A 19,051-nucleotide genomic window follows, 5' to 3' on the forward strand; every position below is an offset into this window, starting at 1 on the left:
TAAGGTAAGGTAAGGTAAGGTAAGGTAAGGTAAGGTAAGGTAAGGTAAGGTAAGGTAAGGTAAGGTAAGGTAAGGTAAGGTAAGGTAAGGTAAGGTAAGGTAAAAAAAAACAGCAGCCCTTTTGGGACTGCTGTTTTTTATGTAAACCTAAATTTTACTTGAGGGATGCATGAAATTATTTTTTTGCAGGAGTAGCTGCAGTTGATGAGATACCCAATTTTGTTTTAACATCAGCAGTTAAATCATCACCACCTTGAAAGTAAGGAATGTTTGTGCTTGAAATATCAAATACATAAGCAAAACCTTTTTCTTTAGATACTAAAGTGATAGCATCTGTTACTTTTTTATGGATAGGAGAGATTAATTCTTCTTCTTTTTTGTTTAAATCTTCTTGAGCAACACGTTGGTTTTCGTTGATACGTGTTTCGATATCACGTAATTCATTACCTAATTTCTGTAATTCAAGATCAACTGTTTCTTTATTTGCTTCACTTCTGTTACGCGCTTTGTCATTTGCTTCTTTTTGCTTTGTTTGATACATCGCATACATGTCTTGAAGCTCTTTAGTCTTTCCATCGCTTAGAGTTTTCAATTGACCTTCAGCAGTTTTGAATTCTGGAGTTGATTGTATGATTTCCATCAAATTAAGATGCCCAATTTTTTGTTGTGCATGCGCTAACTGAGTAGCGAAAAAAACTGCTACAAATGCAATAGCACCTTTAAATAAATTTTTCATTCTTTTCATTTTAATCTTAAATCGTCCCTTTAAATATTATGAGACTAATTTTCGTGTTTCTAATTTAATACTTATTAATTCTCGTATTCCTTACCGCAATATTAATAAACTAATATTTAGTTTGCAAGTGCTGCATTAGGTTTTAATCCTAATTTAATAATGACATCATTACTTTTATCTAGCTTTGGATTTGCGTAAAGGAAAGTAGTTTCTTGACCTTTATCCATTACGATATCCAATCCTTGTGCTTTAGCCAAATCCTGAATGGCTTTTGAAACACGTAGTTGAATGGGTTTCTACCAATTGCTGACGCTGTTTGAACAACTCGCCTTCAAAACCAAATTTTTGCTTTTGAAAATCTTTAACATCTTTTTCTTTTTTTACGATTTCATCCTCACGACGTCTACGCATGTCTTCGTTTAATAAAACTTGATCGTTTTGATACGCTTTATATAATTTTTCAATTTCAGCGTATTGTTGATCAACTTCTAATTGCCATTTTTGAGAAAGATCATCTAATTGTTTTTGAGCTGATGTATATTCCGGAATATGTTTTAAAATGTATTCCGAATTAACATATGCAAAATTCTGTGCAAAAGTAGCTGATACCGTAACTACAACAAATGCTATTGCTAAAACTATTTTTTTCATGTTCTTCTTGTTATACTTCCACTAATATATGAATTCCTTTTATATGACATTTATTCGAGCAAAAAGTTTAAGCCGGATTAAAATCCGCCCATATTTTGCATGATACTAAATGTGAAGTTTTGTTTCCAAACGCTGCTTGTTAATCCTGGAATTGGATCAAATGCATGACCGTAATCAATTCCTAACATTCCGAAGATTGGTAAGAAAATACGTGCACCTACACCAGCAGAGCGTCTAACTTTAAATGGATTATATTCTGAAAAATTGTTCCAAGTATTACCTGCTTCAGCAAAGGCTAATACAAAGACAGTCGCTTGTTCATTCAACATCACAGGATGTCTCAATTCCATTTGATATTTTGTATAGATAGGACTTCCTGAACTTCTTGCCACACCTACATTTTGTGTTCCTTCTGGAATGATAACGCCGTTTGCATATCCACGCATAGCGATGATTTCAGAACCCTGTAAGAAGTCAAATCCTTGCATACCATCACCACCCACTTTGAATCGCTCAAAGGTTGAGATGCCAGTTTTATTAGAGTAGCTACCTAAGAAACCAAATTGTGCTTGTGCTTTGAAGACTAACTTACCAGCAATTTTTGCATACCATTGTGAATCAAATTTCCATTTGTGGTACTCTGTCCATTTATATCTAACTTCATCCGCAGCTGTTTGATAATTTATGTTATTAAATAACGAATAAGGAGGCGTAACCTGTACCGAGAACTTAAGGTTGGATCCTGAAGTTGGGTAAATCGGCGCATCAATTGTATTACGGCTAATTTCCTGTGTTAAGTTAATATTATATGCTGTACCATTGTCAAATAAGAAATAGTTGGCATAATTTTGCAATTTATAGCGTTGGAAAGATAATGACGTATTTACTTGGAACCAATTATCTGGCCATTGTACACGTTTACCTAAGGTTGCGGTTATACCAGTCATCCAAATACGGTTTAACTCGGCATCTTTTACCATTTGCTCTCCAGTGTACATGTTGAAACCTCCATATGAAGAGCTTGATGTATAAGCACTTAATCCAAAGTAAATAGGTTTTTTACCACCTAACCATGGCTCTGAGAATGAGAAGCTATACGACTGGTAACGTTTACCTGAGGTTTGTCCACGAATACTTAGTTTTTGTCCGTCACCGCGTGGCAATGGTTTCCAAGAGCTTTTATTAAAAAGGTTACTTGTCGAAAAGTTATTGAATGTTAATCCTAAAGTACCGATAATCTGTCCGGCACCGTAACCACCTGATAACTCTACCTGATCCGAAGGTTTTTCAGCGACATTGTATATAAGGTCAACTGTTCCATCTGCATGATTAATATTTTCTGGAACTGGGTTTGTTTTCTGCTCATCAAAATTACCCAATTGTGCAATCTCACGAACAGATGTCATAATTAATTCCTTTGAAAATTTTTGACCAGGTTTAGTACGAATGGATCTCAATACAACGCGGTCATTTGTAACATCATTACCTTTTACAATAATGTTGTTGATGGTGAATTGTGCACCTTCATAGACGCGTAAATTTAAGTCAATAGTGTCGTTGTATACTCTTGTTTGCTCAGGGTCAATAGAAAAAGTTAGATAACCATCGTTCATATATAATGAAGAAATATCATCACTGTTACGACCTCCACCTAATAATTTCGTTGTTAGCTTTTCTTCACTAAAGATATCACCTTTGCGCATCCCCAAAATACGATTTAAAACCGTATCAGTGTATTTCGCATTACCCGTCCATCTGATGTTACCAATATAATATTGGGGACCTTCATAAATGTCGATGTCTACCAATACATTTTTGTCATCAACTTTAATGACAGAGTCTTTCAGTATTTCAGCATCCCGGTAACCTTTATTGTGCATTTTGGAAACTAGAGTTTCCTTTGCTTCTTTGTACTTTTCGTCCTTAAATTTACCAGGTCCAAAAATACGGAACCAAGCTTTTTGCTTAACACCTTTTAAATTTTTACGAAGTTGCTTTTGTGTAAAATCTTTATTTCCAGTAAAGGTGATTTTTTGAACGCGGACTTTGCTTTTACGATCTACATCTGCCACTAAAATCTCATTGTTTACCTGTGCGGTATCCTTTAATGTACTGATTTTAATTTCTGGATACAAGTAAGCTTTTTCTCGTAAAAAACGTTGAATTGTATTACGAGTAGTGTTGATTAAATTTTCATTTACTACTTTTCCAGTATTATCGTTTAATCTTTTTCGTACTTCTTCAGTCTGGCTCTTACTTAAGCCATTGATGTCTATACGCGTTAAACGAGGTCTTTCAACGACACGGATGTCAAGAAAAATAGTTTCACCTTCAATTTTTTCAGCCCATAGCTGCACATCATCAAAAAGACCTTGTGCCATCATCACTTTTACTACACTTGATGTTTCCTCACTAGGAACTTGGATATATTGCCCAACAACTAGTTTTGATATCGTAATCAATACATTGTTGTCCAGGTGCTGCGTGCCCGAAACTGTGACACCACCAATGATATAATCTTTAGGGGATAGATAACTTATTTGGGAGGGGTCGTTCAGGTTAATAGCAGTTCCATTCACTTGTGCTTGTGCGAATTGTGGTTGGGTACATGCTAAAAATAATATAACAAATAGTATGCGCTTCATTTATAAATTTTTATTGATGCTAAAGTACATCAATCAGTTGTTAATTTTTGTTAATTAAGAAAAATTTAAGAACCAGCAAATGTGAAGGTTTAAAATCAGTCAGCAAAGTTACTAATAAAGATTAGATCTGTTCGCTAGTTTTTCCAAATCTTCTTTCCCTTTTTTGATAATCAAGAATGGCTTTAAATAGGTCTTCTTGCTCGAATTCAGGCCACATCTTATCTAAAAAGCAAAATTCTGCATAAGCAATCTGCCATAAAAGAAAATTACTAATTCTATATTCACCACTTGTCCGTATGAGTAAATCTGGATTTGGTAAGTTCGCGGTATATAGATTTTGTTGAAATACTTCGGTGGTGATTTCATCAATATTTAACTCTCCTTTAACAACTTTTTCAGCTATTTCTCTTGTTGCTTGTACGATTTCTTCTTGAGAACCATAACTCAATGCTAAAGTAAGAACACATTTGGTATTGTTCGCTGTCAATTCCATTGTTTCTCGGAGCTTTTCTTGGCAATTTTTTGGTAATTTGGATAAATCTCCAATTGCATTCAAGCGAACACCATTTTTTTGAAAAGTCTTGACTTCTTTTTTTAATGAAGAAACCAGCAACTCCATGAGTGCTATCACCTCTAATCTAGGTCTATTCCAGTTTTCAGATGAGAATGCATATAATGTAAGGTGTTTAACGCCGACTTGGATTGTGGCTTCTAGAGCTTCTCTTACTGCCTTAACACCACTCTGATGGCCAAAAATGCGTAATTTACCCTTTTCTTTTGCCCATCTTCCATTACCGTCCATAATGATGGCAATATGTTGGGGAAGATTGTTTTTGTCAATATGATCTATTGTGCTCATGTTCTATTTCTTTTCTTCTGCCTATCTCACGATTCGTACAAACATTTATAATAAAAACTATCTTAAATTATGTATAGTTTAGTTATGCGTTCTAAATTAATTTCTCTTGCTTTTATCACCATTGTTTTACTTATTCCTGCAGAGAATGGTTTTGAAGAGCGCATATCACATCGGCTATAATAGCGCTATAATGATGTGAATACCTATACCCCAGTGTCTACAGTTTATTAAATAATTTGATCCAGCTGGGCTATCACATATGCTGTAAATTAGCTGCTATTTCTGGCTAGGGAAACATATACGAATAAGCTAGTCTAAATATTTTTTGGTAAATATAAATCTTTTTGATGAATCGCAAATTAGAAATTTATGGTAATATCAATAATTCCTCACATCTAATCCCCAAAGTAATTTTTCTCGAAGGGTCTCAAAATAACTTTCTCCTTCTAATCGAATTAAATTAATGTAGAATGGTGCTTTAGTTATTTTTAGTTTTACATTACTCTCCACTGTTTCATTTTTAGAATCACAGCTCAATATATATTTTTCAGAGCGGCTCTCAATTTCTAGTTCTAATTCAAATTCAGAAGATATAACGACAGGTCGTACATTTAAATTGTGAGGAGAGATGGGGGTGATAACAAAATTACCACTACCCGGCATAATAATGGGACCACCACAGCTTAAGGAGTAAGCCGTCGATCCGGTTGGGGTTGCTATGATTAGACCATCGGCCCAGTATGAATTTAATAGCTCGCCATTTAAATAAGCATTCACGGTAATCATTGCCGAGCTATCATATCTAAAAACTGTAATATCGTTAAGAGCATAATTACTGTTTCCCCCAAAAAGTTCCCTGTCCGGAGATTCCACAGCTAAAAGTGCCCTTTTTTGTATTTTATATGTTTTTGCGAAAATCTGATCTATGGATGTTTCAAAATCTGTTTTATTGATTGAAGCTAAAAAACCCAATCTTCCAAAGTTTATTCCAGCGATTGGGATTCCCGAATTGTGAATTAATGATACTGCAGATAACATTGTCCCATCTCCACCTAGACTGAGCATAAAATCAGTATCAATAGGTAAATCTTGGTTTGAGGTATAGGTCGGGAAAGTTTCCGAACACTCAAATTGTTTTTTTAGGAATTTATAAAAGCTGTCGTAAATCCAAATTTCGGCATTTTTACCCTTTAAGTATTCCATCAAATGGCTTACGTGCGGGATAACCGAAGGACTAAAATCTCTACCATAAATTGCTACTCTCATATTGTACAGTAATTTTTATCTAGGGGTAATGATTACATTATTTTGCCAAAGATGAGAAAAAAGTAGCGTAATGCTAAATATTGATGTAATTCATCAATTGTTGATAGCGATCGTCTAAATCATCAAATTCTTGTAAAGTATTGAAACTAGTAATCACTTTATAATTTTGACGGGCAAATGAGGAAAGTAAACTGGAGATATTTGATTTATTCACTTTTATGATGACCTGTAATGAATCGTTTTCAGGAACCGCCTTTGTAGCACAATTTAATATCTGACAATTCTCGGCCTCGATAAGGTGTGCTATTTTTGATAATGAGAAATCATGAGTGCCAATTTCTAAAACGATAATGGCTCCTATATCATTGAGAGATTGCAGTACTGAAATTGTTTTTACAAGTTCTAATGAAGTTAACATTCCTTTAAATTTATTGTTTTCGTCCAGAACTGGCAAAGCATCGAGATGGTATGCCGTCATTAAACGAATCGCATCATATGGATGTTGGTTTGCTTTGACGTATATAGGTTCGGTTTTTAAGTGTATCGTAGCAATAGAAAGTTGATCATCCAATGCATTCAGTAGATCATTTTGACCGATATAACCCAAATAGTCATCACCATCTACAACAGGTAGTAAATGAAATTGAAAATCTTCCATACGATCTAAGGCAAAAGCGACGGTATCGGTTTGCTTAATCGTTGTGTTTTGGGATAGGGGAATGTTTGCGATATACATATGAATTATTTATCTGTATACTAATGACCTTAAAATTACTAAAAAGTTTAGAAATAAAACTGTTTAGTACTAAAAAAGCTTTATTACAGTAAAGGTCATTAAATTTTTACTTTAACTTTGCACAGTTTATTATATTATTGATAATGTATTGCACAAATTTTATCTACTTTTACAAAAGTGCGATTTATATTTTATATATGTAAGTAAGTTAAATCATAGTACTGGAATTTTATGAGTGAGATCGCAAGTCGAAAATTTATTGAAGTAAGAGAAGTCCTTCGGAACAAGAGTCCGAAATTAGCAAAATGGATTCCTTCTTTTTTGTTGAAATATTTAGAAAAGACGATTCACGAGGATGACATCAATGATATTATGACTCGTTTTTCAGATTTGAAAGGATTGGATTTTGTGGATGCATTGATTGAAGATCTAGGCGTCAATGTACAGTTAAAAGGTGTCGAGAATATTCTGGTTAATGAAAGTGTTATTTTTGCTTCCAATCATCCCTTAGGAGGTTTAGATGGAATTGCTTTTATGCATGCTATTGGTCGTCATCGCAAAGATGTTAAATTTTTGGTGAACGATATATTGATGAACGTTAGCAATCTCCAACCGCTATTTATTCCAGTTAATAAATTAGGTGGACAAGGGAAAAGTGGTATTGCGGCTATAGAGCAAGCCTATGCTTCGGATAGTGCTTTATTGGTCTTTCCGGCCGGTTTGGTTTCTCGAAAACAGCAAGGTGGAAGAATTGAAGATCTTGATTGGAAGAAAAGTTTTATAAATAAGGCGAAGAAATATAAAAAAGATGTAGTACCTGTCTATATTGACGGTAAAAACTCTAACTTTTTTTATAATTTTGCAAAGCTAAGACAGAAGATTGGCTTAAAGGTAAATTTGGAGATGCTTTATCTACCCGATGAAATGTTTTCTCAACGAAATCAAACTGTGACGATTGTCATTGGCAAAAAAATATCTTATACACATTTCGATCAATCTAAAAGCGAAAAAAAATGGGCTGAAGAAGTGAAGCGATTGGTTTACGGAATGTCTCAAGAAAAATAGAATTATGCAAGAAATTATTGCTCCTGTTGATAGAAACTTATTAAAGGCAGAATTAGGTAAGGATGCTTTTTTACGGTATACCAACAATGGAAATAACGAAATATATTTGATCAACTATCATAATGCACCAAATGTGATGCGTGAAATAGGAAGATTAAGAGAATTGACTTTTAGAGGTGCAGGTGGTGGTACTGGATTATCGATTGATATTGATGAAAATGATACCTGTGCAGACTGTTATGATCAATTAATTGCTTGGAATCCTGAAGAGGAGGAAGTTGTAGCTGGCTACCGTGTGATTAAATGTGCTGATGCATCTTTGATAAATGGTGTTCCTAATTTATCAACAGCACATTATTTTGAATTTTCTGATCGGTTTAAAAGTGATTATTTACCTTACACGATAGAGTTAGGAAGGTCCTTTGTTCAGCCAAAATTTCAACCTGCCATTGATAATAGAAAGGGAATATTCTCTTTGGATAACTTATGGGATGGTCTAGGGGCTTTGGTTATGATTAATTCAGATATAAAGTATCTTTTTGGTAAGGTAACCATGTATCCTCATTATAATAAAGAAGCGCGTGATTTGCTGCTCTATTTTATGGAATACCACTTTCCAGATAAAGAAAATCTAGTTGTGCCAATACCTAATTTGAATTGCGAAAATGATTTTTCTAAATTTGAAGGTATGTTTGAAGGTTTGGACTATAAAGAGTCGTATAAATTATTAAACAGTAAGGTACGTGCCTTGGGAGAGAATATTCCGCCCTTAATCAATACCTACATGAACCTTTCACCTACTATGAAGTCATTTGGTACAGCCATGAACGGTGAGTTTGGTGAGGTTGAGGAGACTGGTATCTTGATAACGATTGATGATGTATACCCTGTCAAAAAGGAGAGACATATGAGTACTTTCGAGCGAGATCGTGAGTATGGTAATAAAAAACCAAAGAGAGGCTAAGCCTCTCTTTTTGTTTTATCTCTTTTCGGATTAAGAATCTCTTCTTCTTGAAGTACTTCTATTTCGGCTGTCCGATCTTGGAGCAGAAGGTCTTCTTCTATTTCCGCTGGTAATAGACGAGCTTTGACCATTTCTGGAGGATGATGCCGGTTTGCCAGATTTTTTCGCTCCTGCCTTCTTAGGTGCTACCCCTGATATATGCATAGCATATGGATGTTGTTCGACCAAAGGAATCTCCATACGTATGGATTTTTGAATATCAAGTAGGAATGCATATTCTTCTTCATCACAGAATGAGATTGCCTTTCCATCTTTACCTGCTCTACCTGTACGGCCTATTCGGTGTACATATGACTCAGGGATATTCGGTAAATCGTAATTGATAACAAATGCCAATTCGTCGATATCAATACCACGAGCTGCAATATCTGTAGCAACTAGCACACGTAAAGTACGATCTTTGAAGTTTTTAAGCGCATTTTGACGTGCACTTTGTGATTTGTTACCGTGGATTGCAGCAGCTTGAATATTCTTTTTTTCAAGATCTTTAACGATGCGGTCTGCACCATGTTTTGTTTTAGAGAAAACTAATGCATGGCCTACGTTCTTTTCTTTTAAAATGTGAATCAATAAATCCTTCTTATCATTTTTCTTAACGTAATAAACCTCTTGTTGAATTTTTTCAGCTGTACTCGATTCTGGCGTGACCTCCACTTTAATAGGGTCAACTAGGATATGACTTGATAACTTTTGAATCTCAGGAGGCATAGTAGCTGAGAAAAATAATGTTTGCCTTTTTTCAGGGATTATTTTAATCAATTTCTTTACATCATGGATAAATCCCATATCCAACATACGGTCAGCTTCATCCAGAACAAAAAATTCTAAATGTTTGAAATCAATATATCCCTGTCCATATAAATCTAAGAGACGACCTGGTGTTGCAATAAGTATATCGACACCCTTCTTTAAAGCATCGCGCTGAGGTTGTTGGCCAACACCACCAAAAATTACTAGATTTTTAATTGGAAGGTCTTTTGAATATTGATTGAAGTTTTCTTCAATTTGAATAGCTAATTCACGTGTAGGAGTTAAAACTAATGCGCGAATATTCTTTTTCGCAGTTTTAACTTTTGAATAGCTTAACATTTGAATTATAGGAATAGCAAAAGCTGCTGTTTTACCAGTTCCTGTCTGAGCGCAACCTAATAAATCATTTTTTCTAAAAATAATGGGAATCGCTTGTTCCTGAATCGGAGTGGGAGTAGTATATCCAACAGCATCCAACGCCTTAAGGATTGGTGCTATGAGTTTTAAATCTTGAAATTGCAATCTTATTTATGTATTTGTAAGTGACAAAGGTAACTTAATTTTGTGGATTGCTTTGTAATTTATTGAAACAATTGAGTTTTTTCTAGTTGCGGATTCTCTTTCTTTGTTCAGATCTTCAATTGAGACATTTATACACTATAAATTATATGTATTCTTAAAATACGTTATATAACCGGATAGTTGCCGTATAGGATTAAAGTATGACATCTAAAATTGGCTGTCTAGGATGAAATATTTTTATCGACTAGTCCGGAGAATAAAAGTAGTAATCTGTTGCGGTTAAAGTCAATAATTCACAAGAAAGGGGTTAGAATTTATAATTCTAACCCCTTTCTATAACATCTATTGATGAATTTATTGATATCCTAATAATTTCATAACCTGTTTCGAATTCTGTTCCTCGCCAAACACCTCGTAATTGAATGTTTCATCGCGGTTACGACGGATGATGACATGTTTTGGTGATGGTAATAAACAATGGTGTATGCCTCCATAGCCACTTAATACATCTTGGTATGCGCCTGTATGGAAAAATCCTAAATATTGCAATTTTCGCGTCTTAGGCATAAATACAGAACTGGTATGAGCTTCTTGATTATAATAATCTTGCCCGTCGCAGGTAATACCACCTAAGTTCACACGCTCATACTCTGAATCCCAATTGTTGATTGGAAGTAGAATGTATTTTTGGTTTAAAGCCCAAACGTCTGGTAAATTAGTAATAAATGAACCATCGATCATAAACCATTTTTCACGATCATTTTGCAATTTACGACCTAATACCTTGTATAGGATACCTGAGGCCTCCGCAACCGTATATTTTCCAAACTCTGTAATAATATCAGGTTCCATCACCTCATGTTGTGCACAGATTTGTTTGATTCTATTCACAATTTCATTGACCATATACTCATAATCAAAATCGTGAACTAAAGAATCTTTGAAAGGCATGCCTCCTCCGATATCTAATGTATCTAAGTCTGGATTTACCTTTTTAAACTTACAGTACAATGTAACGTACTTTTCTAACTCATTCCAGTAATATGGCGTGTCCGATATTCCTGAATTAATAAAGAAGTGTAACAACTTTACCTTGAAATTAGGGTTGTTCGCAATCTTGTTGTTGTAGAATTCGATTACTTCTTCGATACGAATACCTAATCTCGATGTATAAAATTGAGAGTCGGGTTGTTCTTCCGATGCAATACGAATACCTAAAGCACATGGCTGCTCCAATTCAATTTCATCATCATAAAGATTAAATTCTTCTTTATTATCTAAGACAGGGATAATGTTAGTATACCCATCATGAATCATATCGATGATGTATTGTTTGTACTGATAGGTTTTAAAACCGTTACATATAACGGTGATGTCTTTTGTTACGGTACCTTGACGTTCCAAAGAGTCAATCATCGGCATATCGAATGCAGACGATGTTTCTAAGTGAATTTCATTCTTCAATGCCTCTTCAACGATATGTTTGAAGTGGGAAGATTTGGTGCAATAACAATATTTGTAAGACCCTCTGTAGTTGTGTTTCAAAATTGCGGTTTGAAACAAAATTTTCGCTTGTTGAATTTTTTTGCTGACGATTGGCAAGTAAGTAAAACGTAACGGCGTACCGTACGTTTCTATCATTTCCATTAAATTCAAATCGTGGAAATACAATTCGTCGTCGATGATTTCGAATCCGTCTTGCGGAAAACCAACACTTAGGTCAAGAAATTCCTGATAGCTCTGCATTTTTTATTATTTTTGCAAAGATATACTTTCAATATGAATACAAGAATAGGGAATGTGAATTATTTTTGTCTTCTATTTCAGGGAGTTGCATATTTTACTTAATCATTACATGGCGAATTCTATTCAAAACAGACTTATTGAAGTCACTGTTCAAGCTGTAAAACAGCTTTATAATGCAGATATTTCTGAAAATCAAATTGCTTTGCAAGAGACACGCAAAGAGTTTGAAGGACAAATTACAATCGTAACTTTTCCTGTTACCCGATTTTCTAAGAAATCTCCTGAGCAAACAGGTACGGAGATAGGTGAATATTTGAAAGCTCATATAACAGCGATAACTGATTTCAATGTCATCAAGGGTTTCCTTAATATTTGTCTTGCTGATCAATATTGGATCACGCTTTTAAATGAGACTATCGTTAAAAGTGATTTTGGAGTTTTTCCGTCGAATGGAAAAAGATTAATGGTGGAGTACTCTTCTCCTAATACCAATAAACCACTTCACTTAGGACATATTCGAAACAACTTATTAGGTTATTCTGTGGCAGAGCTTTTAAAGGCTTATGGTTATGAAGTGATAAAAGCTAACTTGGTCAATGATCGTGGTATTCACATTTGTAAATCTATGCTTGCATGGCAGAAGTTTGGAAATGGTGAAACTCCAGAGTCAACAGGTATGAAAGGCGACCACTTGGTGGGAAAATATTATGTTGTCTTTGACAAAGAATATAAAAAAGAAATAGATGCACTAAAAGCTGAAGGTCAAACTGAAGAAGATGCCAAAAAGAATGCTCCTTTGATTAAAGAGGCGCAAGCAATGTTACAACAATGGGAGGCTGGCGATGAAGCAGTGATAGGCCTTTGGAAAACGATGAACAACTGGGTGTATGCAGGTTTCGAAAAAACGTATAATCAGTTGGGCGTTAACTTCGATAAATATTATTACGAGTCAAATACCTATTTGTTAGGAAAAGATATCATCCAAGAAGGTTTGGATAGTGGTGTCTTCTTTACGAAAGAAGATAATTCTGTTTGGATTGATTTGACTGCCGAAGGTTTAGATGAAAAGTTAGTATTACGCGGCGATGGAACTTCGGTTTATATCACTCAGGATTTGGGTACAGCACAATTGAAATATGATGAATTCAAGATGAATGATTCTATTTACGTAGTGGGAAATGAACAAGATTACCATTTCAAGGTGTTGTTTTTAATTTTGAAAAAATTAGGCAAACCTTGGGCCGATGGTTTATTACATCTATCTTATGGAATGGTGGATTTACCTTCTGGTAAAATGAAATCTCGCGAAGGAACTGTTGTTGATGCGGATGACTTGATGAAAGAGATGATCGAGACTGCGAAAGAACGTACCGAGGAATTGGGTAAAACTGAAGGCTTTTCAGAAGAAAATAAAAATGCGCTTTATAATACCATCGGTATGGGAGCATTAAAATATTTCCTATTAAAGGTAGATCCAAAGAAACGTCTGTTATTTGATCCTAAGGAGTCAGTTGACTTTCAAGGGAACACTGGACCGTTTATCCAGTATACTTATGCTCGTATTAAGTCTGTGCTTTCTAAAGCAAATTTTGAGGAATGCTCTGCGGTCTCAACTCCTGCCTCTATATCAGCATATGAACGTGATTTGATTATGACTTTGGGGAATTTCCCGAGTGTAATCGCGATCTCAGCTCAAGAATTTAGTCCTGCTCAAATGTCCAATTACATTTATGATGTTGCAAAATTGTACAATAAATTTTATCATGAGGAGACTATTTTGAAGGCTGAAATTGAAGAAGTAAAAAACTTCCGTTTACATCTATCGGCTTCTGCTGCAAAAATTATTGCTAAAGGAATGAGTTTACTAGGAATTGAAGTTCCTGAACGTATGTAATTTATATGATTATGGATCAAAAAATTCGTGTTGGTTTAGTTGGGTTTGGTATTTCAGGGCAAGTCTTTCATGCCCCTGTTATGCGGTCTATTCCTGATTTGGAATTAGTAAAAGTAACTGCTCGAAAAGAAGAGCAAAAAGTAATTTTAAGAGAGCAATACCCTACGGCTATTGCTGTAGATCATATCGATTCGATATTAGAAGATGCGTCCATCGATTTGGTGGTCATAGCAACTTCGAATGATATGCACTATCCTTTTGCAAAGCAAGCATTGCTGGCAGGGAAGCATGTGGTTGTTGAAAAACCATTTTGCAATACATCTGAACAGGCTGATGAATTGATTGCTTTGGCAAAAGAAAAAGGTAAAATTTTATCTGTATATCATAACTTAAGGTTCAATTCGGATTTCAGAACCATTCGCGATGTGATCCACGATGAACGCCTAGGAAGCATTAAAAACTTTGAAGTTCGTTACGATCGTTTTCGTAATCACCTCAGACCAAATGCGTGGCGCGAAGATAATTTACCGGGATCTGGTATTTTTTATGATCTAGGTGCACACTTGATCGATCAGACATTACAACTATTCGGTAAACCCAATGGCGTATTTGCTGATTTGACAATTCAGAGACCAGGAGCAAAAGCGATTGATAATTTTGAATTGCTTTTGTACTATCCAGAAATGCGTGTTTCATTAAAGGGAGGGATGCTAGCAAAAGAAACCTACGCCTCGGTACACGATTTTTGCACTGAATGGTAATTTTTTGAAAAATGGAGTAGATCCACAAGAAGCATTGTTGCGCGCAGGAGCATTTCCGGATGAGGATTCAAATTGGGGTGAGGAAGATCCATCTATTTATGGAAAGTTAAACTTACTCTGGAATGGTGAAGATGTAGAAGAGATCGTACCTTCAAAGCGTGGTAGCTATCCAGATTATTACCAAAATATAGCAGATGCTATTCTGGGAAGAGCTTCACTTATCGTTACTGCTGAGCAAGGTCGTGATGTAATTCGTATCATCGAACTCGGGATGCAGAGTCAAGAAGAACGTCGCGTTGTTTCATTAGATGACCAATTAATCGCTTATTAAAGAATAGGAATATGAAGCAGTATGATGCCATTATAGTGGGAGGGGGAGCGTGTGGGCTTATGTGTGCTGCTCAAGCTGGATTGTTAGGTAAACGTACCCTAGTAATTGAGCGAAATGAAAAAGTAGGTGCTAAAATTTTAATTTCAGGTGGAGGCAGATGTAATTACACCAATTTGGGCACCAACATTGATAATTTTGTTTCTGAAAATCCACAGTTTTTAAAGTCCGCTTTTAGCCAATGGACAGTCGAGGATACCTTGGCTTTTTTTGAATCTCATGGTATCTATGGAGAGGAGAAAACCCTGGGACAATTATTTCCTTCAACTAATAAAGCAAAAGATGTGGTCGCAATATTCACTAAAATTTTGTTTGAAACCGATCAGGATATAATGTTAAATACTGTTGTTAAAGCAATAGATAAGTCAGATGACGGATTTGTTTTGACAATTGAAGGTGTGAAAGGTGAACAACAGCTAAGGACAAAAAAAGTGGTTATGGCAAGTGGTGGTTTACCTGTAGCTAAATTGGGAGCTTCGGACTTTGCCATTCGTACGGCAAAGAAATTTGATCTGTCAATCATACCAACAGCACCAGCTCTAGTCCCTTTAACGATTACTGGGAAAGAAGCGGAGTGGTATGCTTCTCTAGCAGGAAATTCGGTCTTTTCAAGAGTTTACAATCAAAAAATTAGTTTCGAAGAGAATATACTTTTTACCCATTGGGGATTAAGTGGTCCTGCTATTTTACAGATTTCGTCTTATTGGCGAGCTGGTGAAGAGCTTTACATCGACCTATTGCCGCAGTTTAAATTGGAGAAAATAATAAAAGAAGAACGTAATGAAGGTGGCAAGCGATTGGTGTCTAATATGCTGAATGATTACTTTACGAAGCGAATGGTAGAGGCATTAGGTAAGTTTTTACCCTTAGAAACTAAAATTGCGTCTTTAAGTAAGGCAGATGCAAAATTAATCATTGATACCATTCATAAGTTTAGAGTGAAACCTGCTGGTGATAAGGGTTACGATAAAGCAGAAGTGATGCGTGGGGGTGTGTCAACAGCTGAACTAAGTGCTAAGACTTTGGAGAGCAAGCAGGTCCCAGGTTTGTTTTTTGGAGGTGAAGCGGTGGATGTCACAGGCTGGTTAGGGGGCTATAATTTTCAATGGGCTTGGGCATCGGGTTATGCGATCGCACAGGCACTTTGATAAGAACTTGTATCTTTTCTTTATTTAAAGGTCCTATATTATCAATCTAAATCCTACCTTTGCAGAAGAAGCAAACTGGTTCTATCGCTGCTCCCTTGAGGAGGAGAGGAAAGTCCGGGCAACGCAGAGCAACACGCTTCCTAACGGGAAGGATGCTATTTAATAGTAGACAGAAAGTGCCACAGAAAATATACCGCTTTTCGGAGTAAGGGTGAAAATGTGAGGTAAGAGCTCACGGTCTTGCATGGCGACATGCATTGCGGTAAACCTCGTGTGTTGAAAGACCAAATAGGTTACGAAATTCGAAGGCTGCTCGTCTTCTTTTAGTTTAGGCTAAGATTCGTAATGGGTAGGTTGATGGAGCTAGTCAGTAATGACTAGCCTAGATAAATGATAGAAACTCCGATTTTTTCGGTTTACAGAACCCGGCTTATAAGGTTTGCTTCTTTTTTACTATATTACCAATAGTTTAGATAACCTTTAAAGAAGAGTAATAACACTTATTTATGAGTACAATATTAATTATTGATGACGAACGGGCAATCAGAAATTCACTAAGAGATATCTTAGAATATGAAGATTATCATATATTGGATGTAGATAATGGTATTGATGCCTTAGAAATCATTAAAAAGGAGAAAATTGATCTTGTTCTTTGCGATATAAAAATGAATAAGATGGATGGTATGGAGGTTTTGGCAACCGCTCAAAAAACAAACCCCGATCTTCCTTTTATTATGATTTCAGGTCATGGTACAATAGAAACTGCTGTCGAGGCTGCAAAAAAAGGTGCTTTTGACTTTTTAGAGAAACCACTTGATTTAAACCGTTTATTGATTACAGTAAGAAATGGTTTAGAAAAAGTCTCTTTAGTAACGGAAACCAAAGTTTTAAAGAAAAAGGTAACAAGTTATAAGACCAAGGAAATCCTAGGTAAATCTGACGCTATTACGCGAATCAAAGAAACAATCGACCGTGTTGCGCCAACTGATGCACGTGTGCTGATCACTGGGGCTAATGGAGCGGGTAAAGAATTGGTTGCAAGATGGTTACATGAGAAATCTAATCGTGCAGAAGGTCCTCTTGTGGAGGTTAACTGTGCTGCAATTCCTTCTGAACTTATAGAGTCTGAGTTGTTTGGCCATGAAAAAGGGTCTTTTACTTCTGCTATAAAGCAACGTCTTGGTAAATTTGAATTAGCGACCAATGGTACCCTATTTTTGGATGAAATAGGCGATATGAGCCTTTCAGCTCAGGCGAAGGTGCTCCGGGCTTTGCAAGAACATAAGATTACAAGGGTAGGTGGTGATAAGGAAATCGAGGTCAATGTAAGAGTTGTTGCAGCTACAAATAAAAACTTACTTAAGGAAATTGATGCAGGAAATTTTAGAATGGACTTGTATCACCGTCTTTCTGTTATTCTTATTCACGTACCTTCTTTGACTGAACGAGTAGATGATATTCCTTTATTGTCGAAGAATTTTTGCGAAGAAATCTGTAATGAGTATGGCGTTCCGATTAAAGAAATTACTGCTGCCGCATTAAAGGAATTATGTAACTTGCCATGGACAGGTAATATTCGTGAATTACGTAACATGATCGAACGTTTGATTATTTTAAGTGATAAATCAATTACAGATAGAGATGTTATTGCATTCGCAAATCCTTCGAATACAGTTAATGCTATTTCTGCTCATGCGGATATCGAGAATGGATCTAACAATGGAAAGCAAAATGGAGGACAGGTCGATTTGGACCATTTCGCATCTTTTCAGGATTTTAAAGATTTCGCAGAAAAAGAATTTATCAAATATAAATTAGAAAAAAATACCTGGAATGTTTCCAAGACGGCTGATGACTTAGATATACAACGGAGTCATTTGTATAGCAAAATTGAAAAATTCGGTTTAAAAAGAGATTAAAAAAAGGGCTTGATTTTAGTAATCAAGTCCTTTTTTTAATTCTAATATTTTACTTACTGATATTTCTGTATAGTCATTGATATAGGCAGGGCAAGGAGGTAATTGCTGTTTAGTATGAGTAGATAATACTGCTACAACTGTCATTCCTGCATTAATTCCTGCTGTAATCCCTGAGAATGAATCTTCAAAAACGATACAGTTTTTTGGGTCTACCTGTAAATTATCAGCTGATTTTAAATAAACTTCAGGGTGAGGTTTATGTAAAGTGACATCCTCACTACATAAAAGAGAACCCATTTTAGACCTAATATCAAGAGCATCCAAAATTAGATTCATATTTTGTCTTGGTGCTGAAGTCGCTACTCCGGTCTTAAAATCATTACTTTTTAACTCTTCCAAAAATTCTAAATAACCATTTATTGGAGAAATTTCATCTTTATAAATAGTTCTGAATAATGCTTCTTTTTCTGATTCTAAATCAATTAGCTCTTTAGGTGATATAGGTCTTTTGAAAAAATGTTGCATGATGTAGCTATTATGCTTTCCATACATGTGCTCTTCAAACTCTCTTTCATTACTTTCAATATTGTATTTTTTGAAAAAAGCTTCAAAAGCTTTTGCGTGATAGGGATTGGTGTGACATATTACTCCATCCATATCAAAAATGACGGCATACTTATTCATACAGCTAAGTTACATCTTTGGTGCCAGAATCAATAACAGACATGGTTAATGTTATGTCATCTCTGCATGAAATAATCTATGAACAAAAGATGATGCGAATATGTTTAGCATGCTTATTGGATATTCTAAACCTCATTATGACTTTTTCAACTGTTTTTTGTTGTAGGAATGTTGTTACTATAGAAAGAGATAGGATCATTATGCCATTTATATACCACAGGTCAAAATTTATTAGAAGTAGAAATAAGATATGC

At 35.4% G+C, this 19,051-nt stretch carries 17 protein-coding genes and 1 other RNA gene; 8 read left to right on the forward strand and 10 right to left on the reverse strand.

Features of this window, described 5'->3' with window-relative positions:
* Positions 1-175: 175 nt before the first annotated feature.
* From ACFX5U_RS04215 to ACFX5U_RS04245, 7 genes are all read right to left on the reverse strand, one after another.
* Positions 176-736, reverse strand: a complete 561-nt coding sequence (locus tag ACFX5U_RS04215) for an OmpH family outer membrane protein (protein ID WP_280570086.1) — start codon at positions 734-736, stop codon at positions 176-178.
* 116 nt (positions 737-852) lie between these two features.
* Positions 853-993, reverse strand: coding sequence for a hypothetical protein (locus tag ACFX5U_RS04220; protein WP_400262591.1), 141 nt, complete (start codon positions 991-993; stop codon positions 853-855).
* The gene (locus ACFX5U_RS04225; RefSeq protein WP_400262592.1) at positions 986-1,387 is read right to left on the reverse strand and encodes an OmpH family outer membrane protein; all 402 of its coding nucleotides are present in this window, start codon (positions 1,385-1,387) and stop codon (positions 986-988) included. Before ACFX5U_RS04225 ends, ACFX5U_RS04220 begins: the two co-directional genes overlap by 8 nt.
* Positions 1,388-1,464: 77 nt before the next feature.
* Positions 1,465-4,032, reverse strand: coding sequence for an outer membrane protein assembly factor BamA (bamA, locus tag ACFX5U_RS04230; protein WP_400262593.1), 2,568 nt, complete (start codon positions 4,030-4,032; stop codon positions 1,465-1,467).
* Between the two features lie 121 nt (positions 4,033-4,153).
* Positions 4,154-4,891: an isoprenyl transferase gene (locus tag ACFX5U_RS04235; RefSeq protein WP_038696542.1), complete on the reverse strand. Its 738-nt coding sequence runs from the start codon at positions 4,889-4,891 to the stop codon at positions 4,154-4,156.
* Positions 4,892-5,269: 378 nt separating this feature from the next.
* The gene (locus ACFX5U_RS04240; RefSeq protein WP_280570075.1) at positions 5,270-6,157 is read right to left on the reverse strand and encodes an NAD kinase; all 888 of its coding nucleotides are present in this window, start codon (positions 6,155-6,157) and stop codon (positions 5,270-5,272) included.
* A 73-nt stretch (positions 6,158-6,230) separates the two neighbouring features.
* A complete protein-coding gene (locus ACFX5U_RS04245; protein ID WP_400262594.1) occupies positions 6,231-6,893 on the reverse strand; it encodes a CBS domain-containing protein in 663 nt (220 codons plus the stop codon).
* 231 nt (positions 6,894-7,124) lie between these two features.
* On the opposite strand from ACFX5U_RS04245, the gene ACFX5U_RS04250 reads away from it, so the two are divergent.
* Positions 7,125-7,958: a 1-acyl-sn-glycerol-3-phosphate acyltransferase gene (locus tag ACFX5U_RS04250; protein WP_400262595.1), complete on the forward strand. Its 834-nt coding sequence runs from the start codon at positions 7,125-7,127 to the stop codon at positions 7,956-7,958.
* Between the two features lie 4 nt (positions 7,959-7,962).
* The gene (locus ACFX5U_RS04255) at positions 7,963-8,922 is read left to right on the forward strand and encodes a GNAT family N-acetyltransferase (RefSeq protein WP_280570067.1); all 960 of its coding nucleotides are present in this window, start codon (positions 7,963-7,965) and stop codon (positions 8,920-8,922) included.
* 30 nt (positions 8,923-8,952) lie between these two features.
* Here the strand turns inward: ACFX5U_RS04255 and ACFX5U_RS04260 are convergent, their stop codons facing one another.
* Both ACFX5U_RS04260 and ACFX5U_RS04265 read right to left on the reverse strand, forming a co-directional pair.
* Positions 8,953-10,254 (reverse strand): DEAD/DEAH box helicase, encoded by a 1,302-nt coding sequence (locus ACFX5U_RS04260; RefSeq protein WP_400262596.1) that lies wholly within the window; start codon positions 10,252-10,254, stop codon positions 8,953-8,955.
* 354 nt (positions 10,255-10,608) lie between these two features.
* Complete coding sequence (locus ACFX5U_RS04265) at positions 10,609-12,000, reverse strand: arginine decarboxylase (RefSeq protein WP_038696556.1); 1,392 nt, start codon at positions 11,998-12,000, stop codon at positions 10,609-10,611.
* Positions 12,001-12,109: 109 nt separating this feature from the next.
* Here ACFX5U_RS04265 and argS point away from each other — a divergent pair, with 109 nt between their 5' ends.
* The 6 genes from argS (at position 12,110) to ACFX5U_RS04295 (ending at position 18,113) form a co-directional block, all read left to right on the forward strand.
* Positions 12,110-13,894, forward strand: a complete 1,785-nt coding sequence (gene argS, locus ACFX5U_RS04270; RefSeq protein ID WP_280570059.1) for an arginine--tRNA ligase — start codon at positions 12,110-12,112, stop codon at positions 13,892-13,894.
* Between the two features lie 11 nt (positions 13,895-13,905).
* Positions 13,906-14,655 carry a Gfo/Idh/MocA family oxidoreductase gene (locus tag ACFX5U_RS04275; protein ID WP_400262597.1) on the forward strand — a complete coding sequence of 250 codons (750 nt, stop codon included), beginning with the start codon at positions 13,906-13,908 and terminating at the stop codon, positions 14,653-14,655.
* Between the two features lie 4 nt (positions 14,656-14,659).
* Positions 14,660-14,986: a Gfo/Idh/MocA family oxidoreductase gene (locus tag ACFX5U_RS04280; RefSeq protein WP_400262598.1), complete on the forward strand. Its 327-nt coding sequence runs from the start codon at positions 14,660-14,662 to the stop codon at positions 14,984-14,986.
* Between the two features lie 11 nt (positions 14,987-14,997).
* A complete protein-coding gene (locus ACFX5U_RS04285) occupies positions 14,998-16,191 on the forward strand; it encodes an aminoacetone oxidase family FAD-binding enzyme (RefSeq protein ID WP_280570057.1) in 1,194 nt (397 codons plus the stop codon).
* Between the two features lie 68 nt (positions 16,192-16,259).
* Positions 16,260-16,640, forward strand: an RNA gene (gene rnpB, locus ACFX5U_RS04290) — RNase P RNA component class A.
* 57 nt (positions 16,641-16,697) lie between these two features.
* Positions 16,698-18,113 (forward strand): sigma-54 dependent transcriptional regulator, encoded by a 1,416-nt coding sequence (locus ACFX5U_RS04295; protein ID WP_038696561.1) that lies wholly within the window; start codon positions 16,698-16,700, stop codon positions 18,111-18,113.
* Positions 18,114-18,128: 15 nt separating this feature from the next.
* On the opposite strand, the gene ACFX5U_RS04300 is transcribed toward ACFX5U_RS04295, so the two are convergent.
* Positions 18,129-18,797, reverse strand: a complete 669-nt coding sequence (locus tag ACFX5U_RS04300; RefSeq protein ID WP_038696563.1) for an HAD family phosphatase — start codon at positions 18,795-18,797, stop codon at positions 18,129-18,131.
* Between the last annotated feature and the right edge of the window lie 254 nt (positions 18,798-19,051).

The sequence above is a fragment of the Sphingobacterium sp. SG20118 genome, assembly GCF_044740685.1.
Taxonomy (GTDB): domain Bacteria; phylum Bacteroidota; class Bacteroidia; order Sphingobacteriales; family Sphingobacteriaceae; genus Sphingobacterium.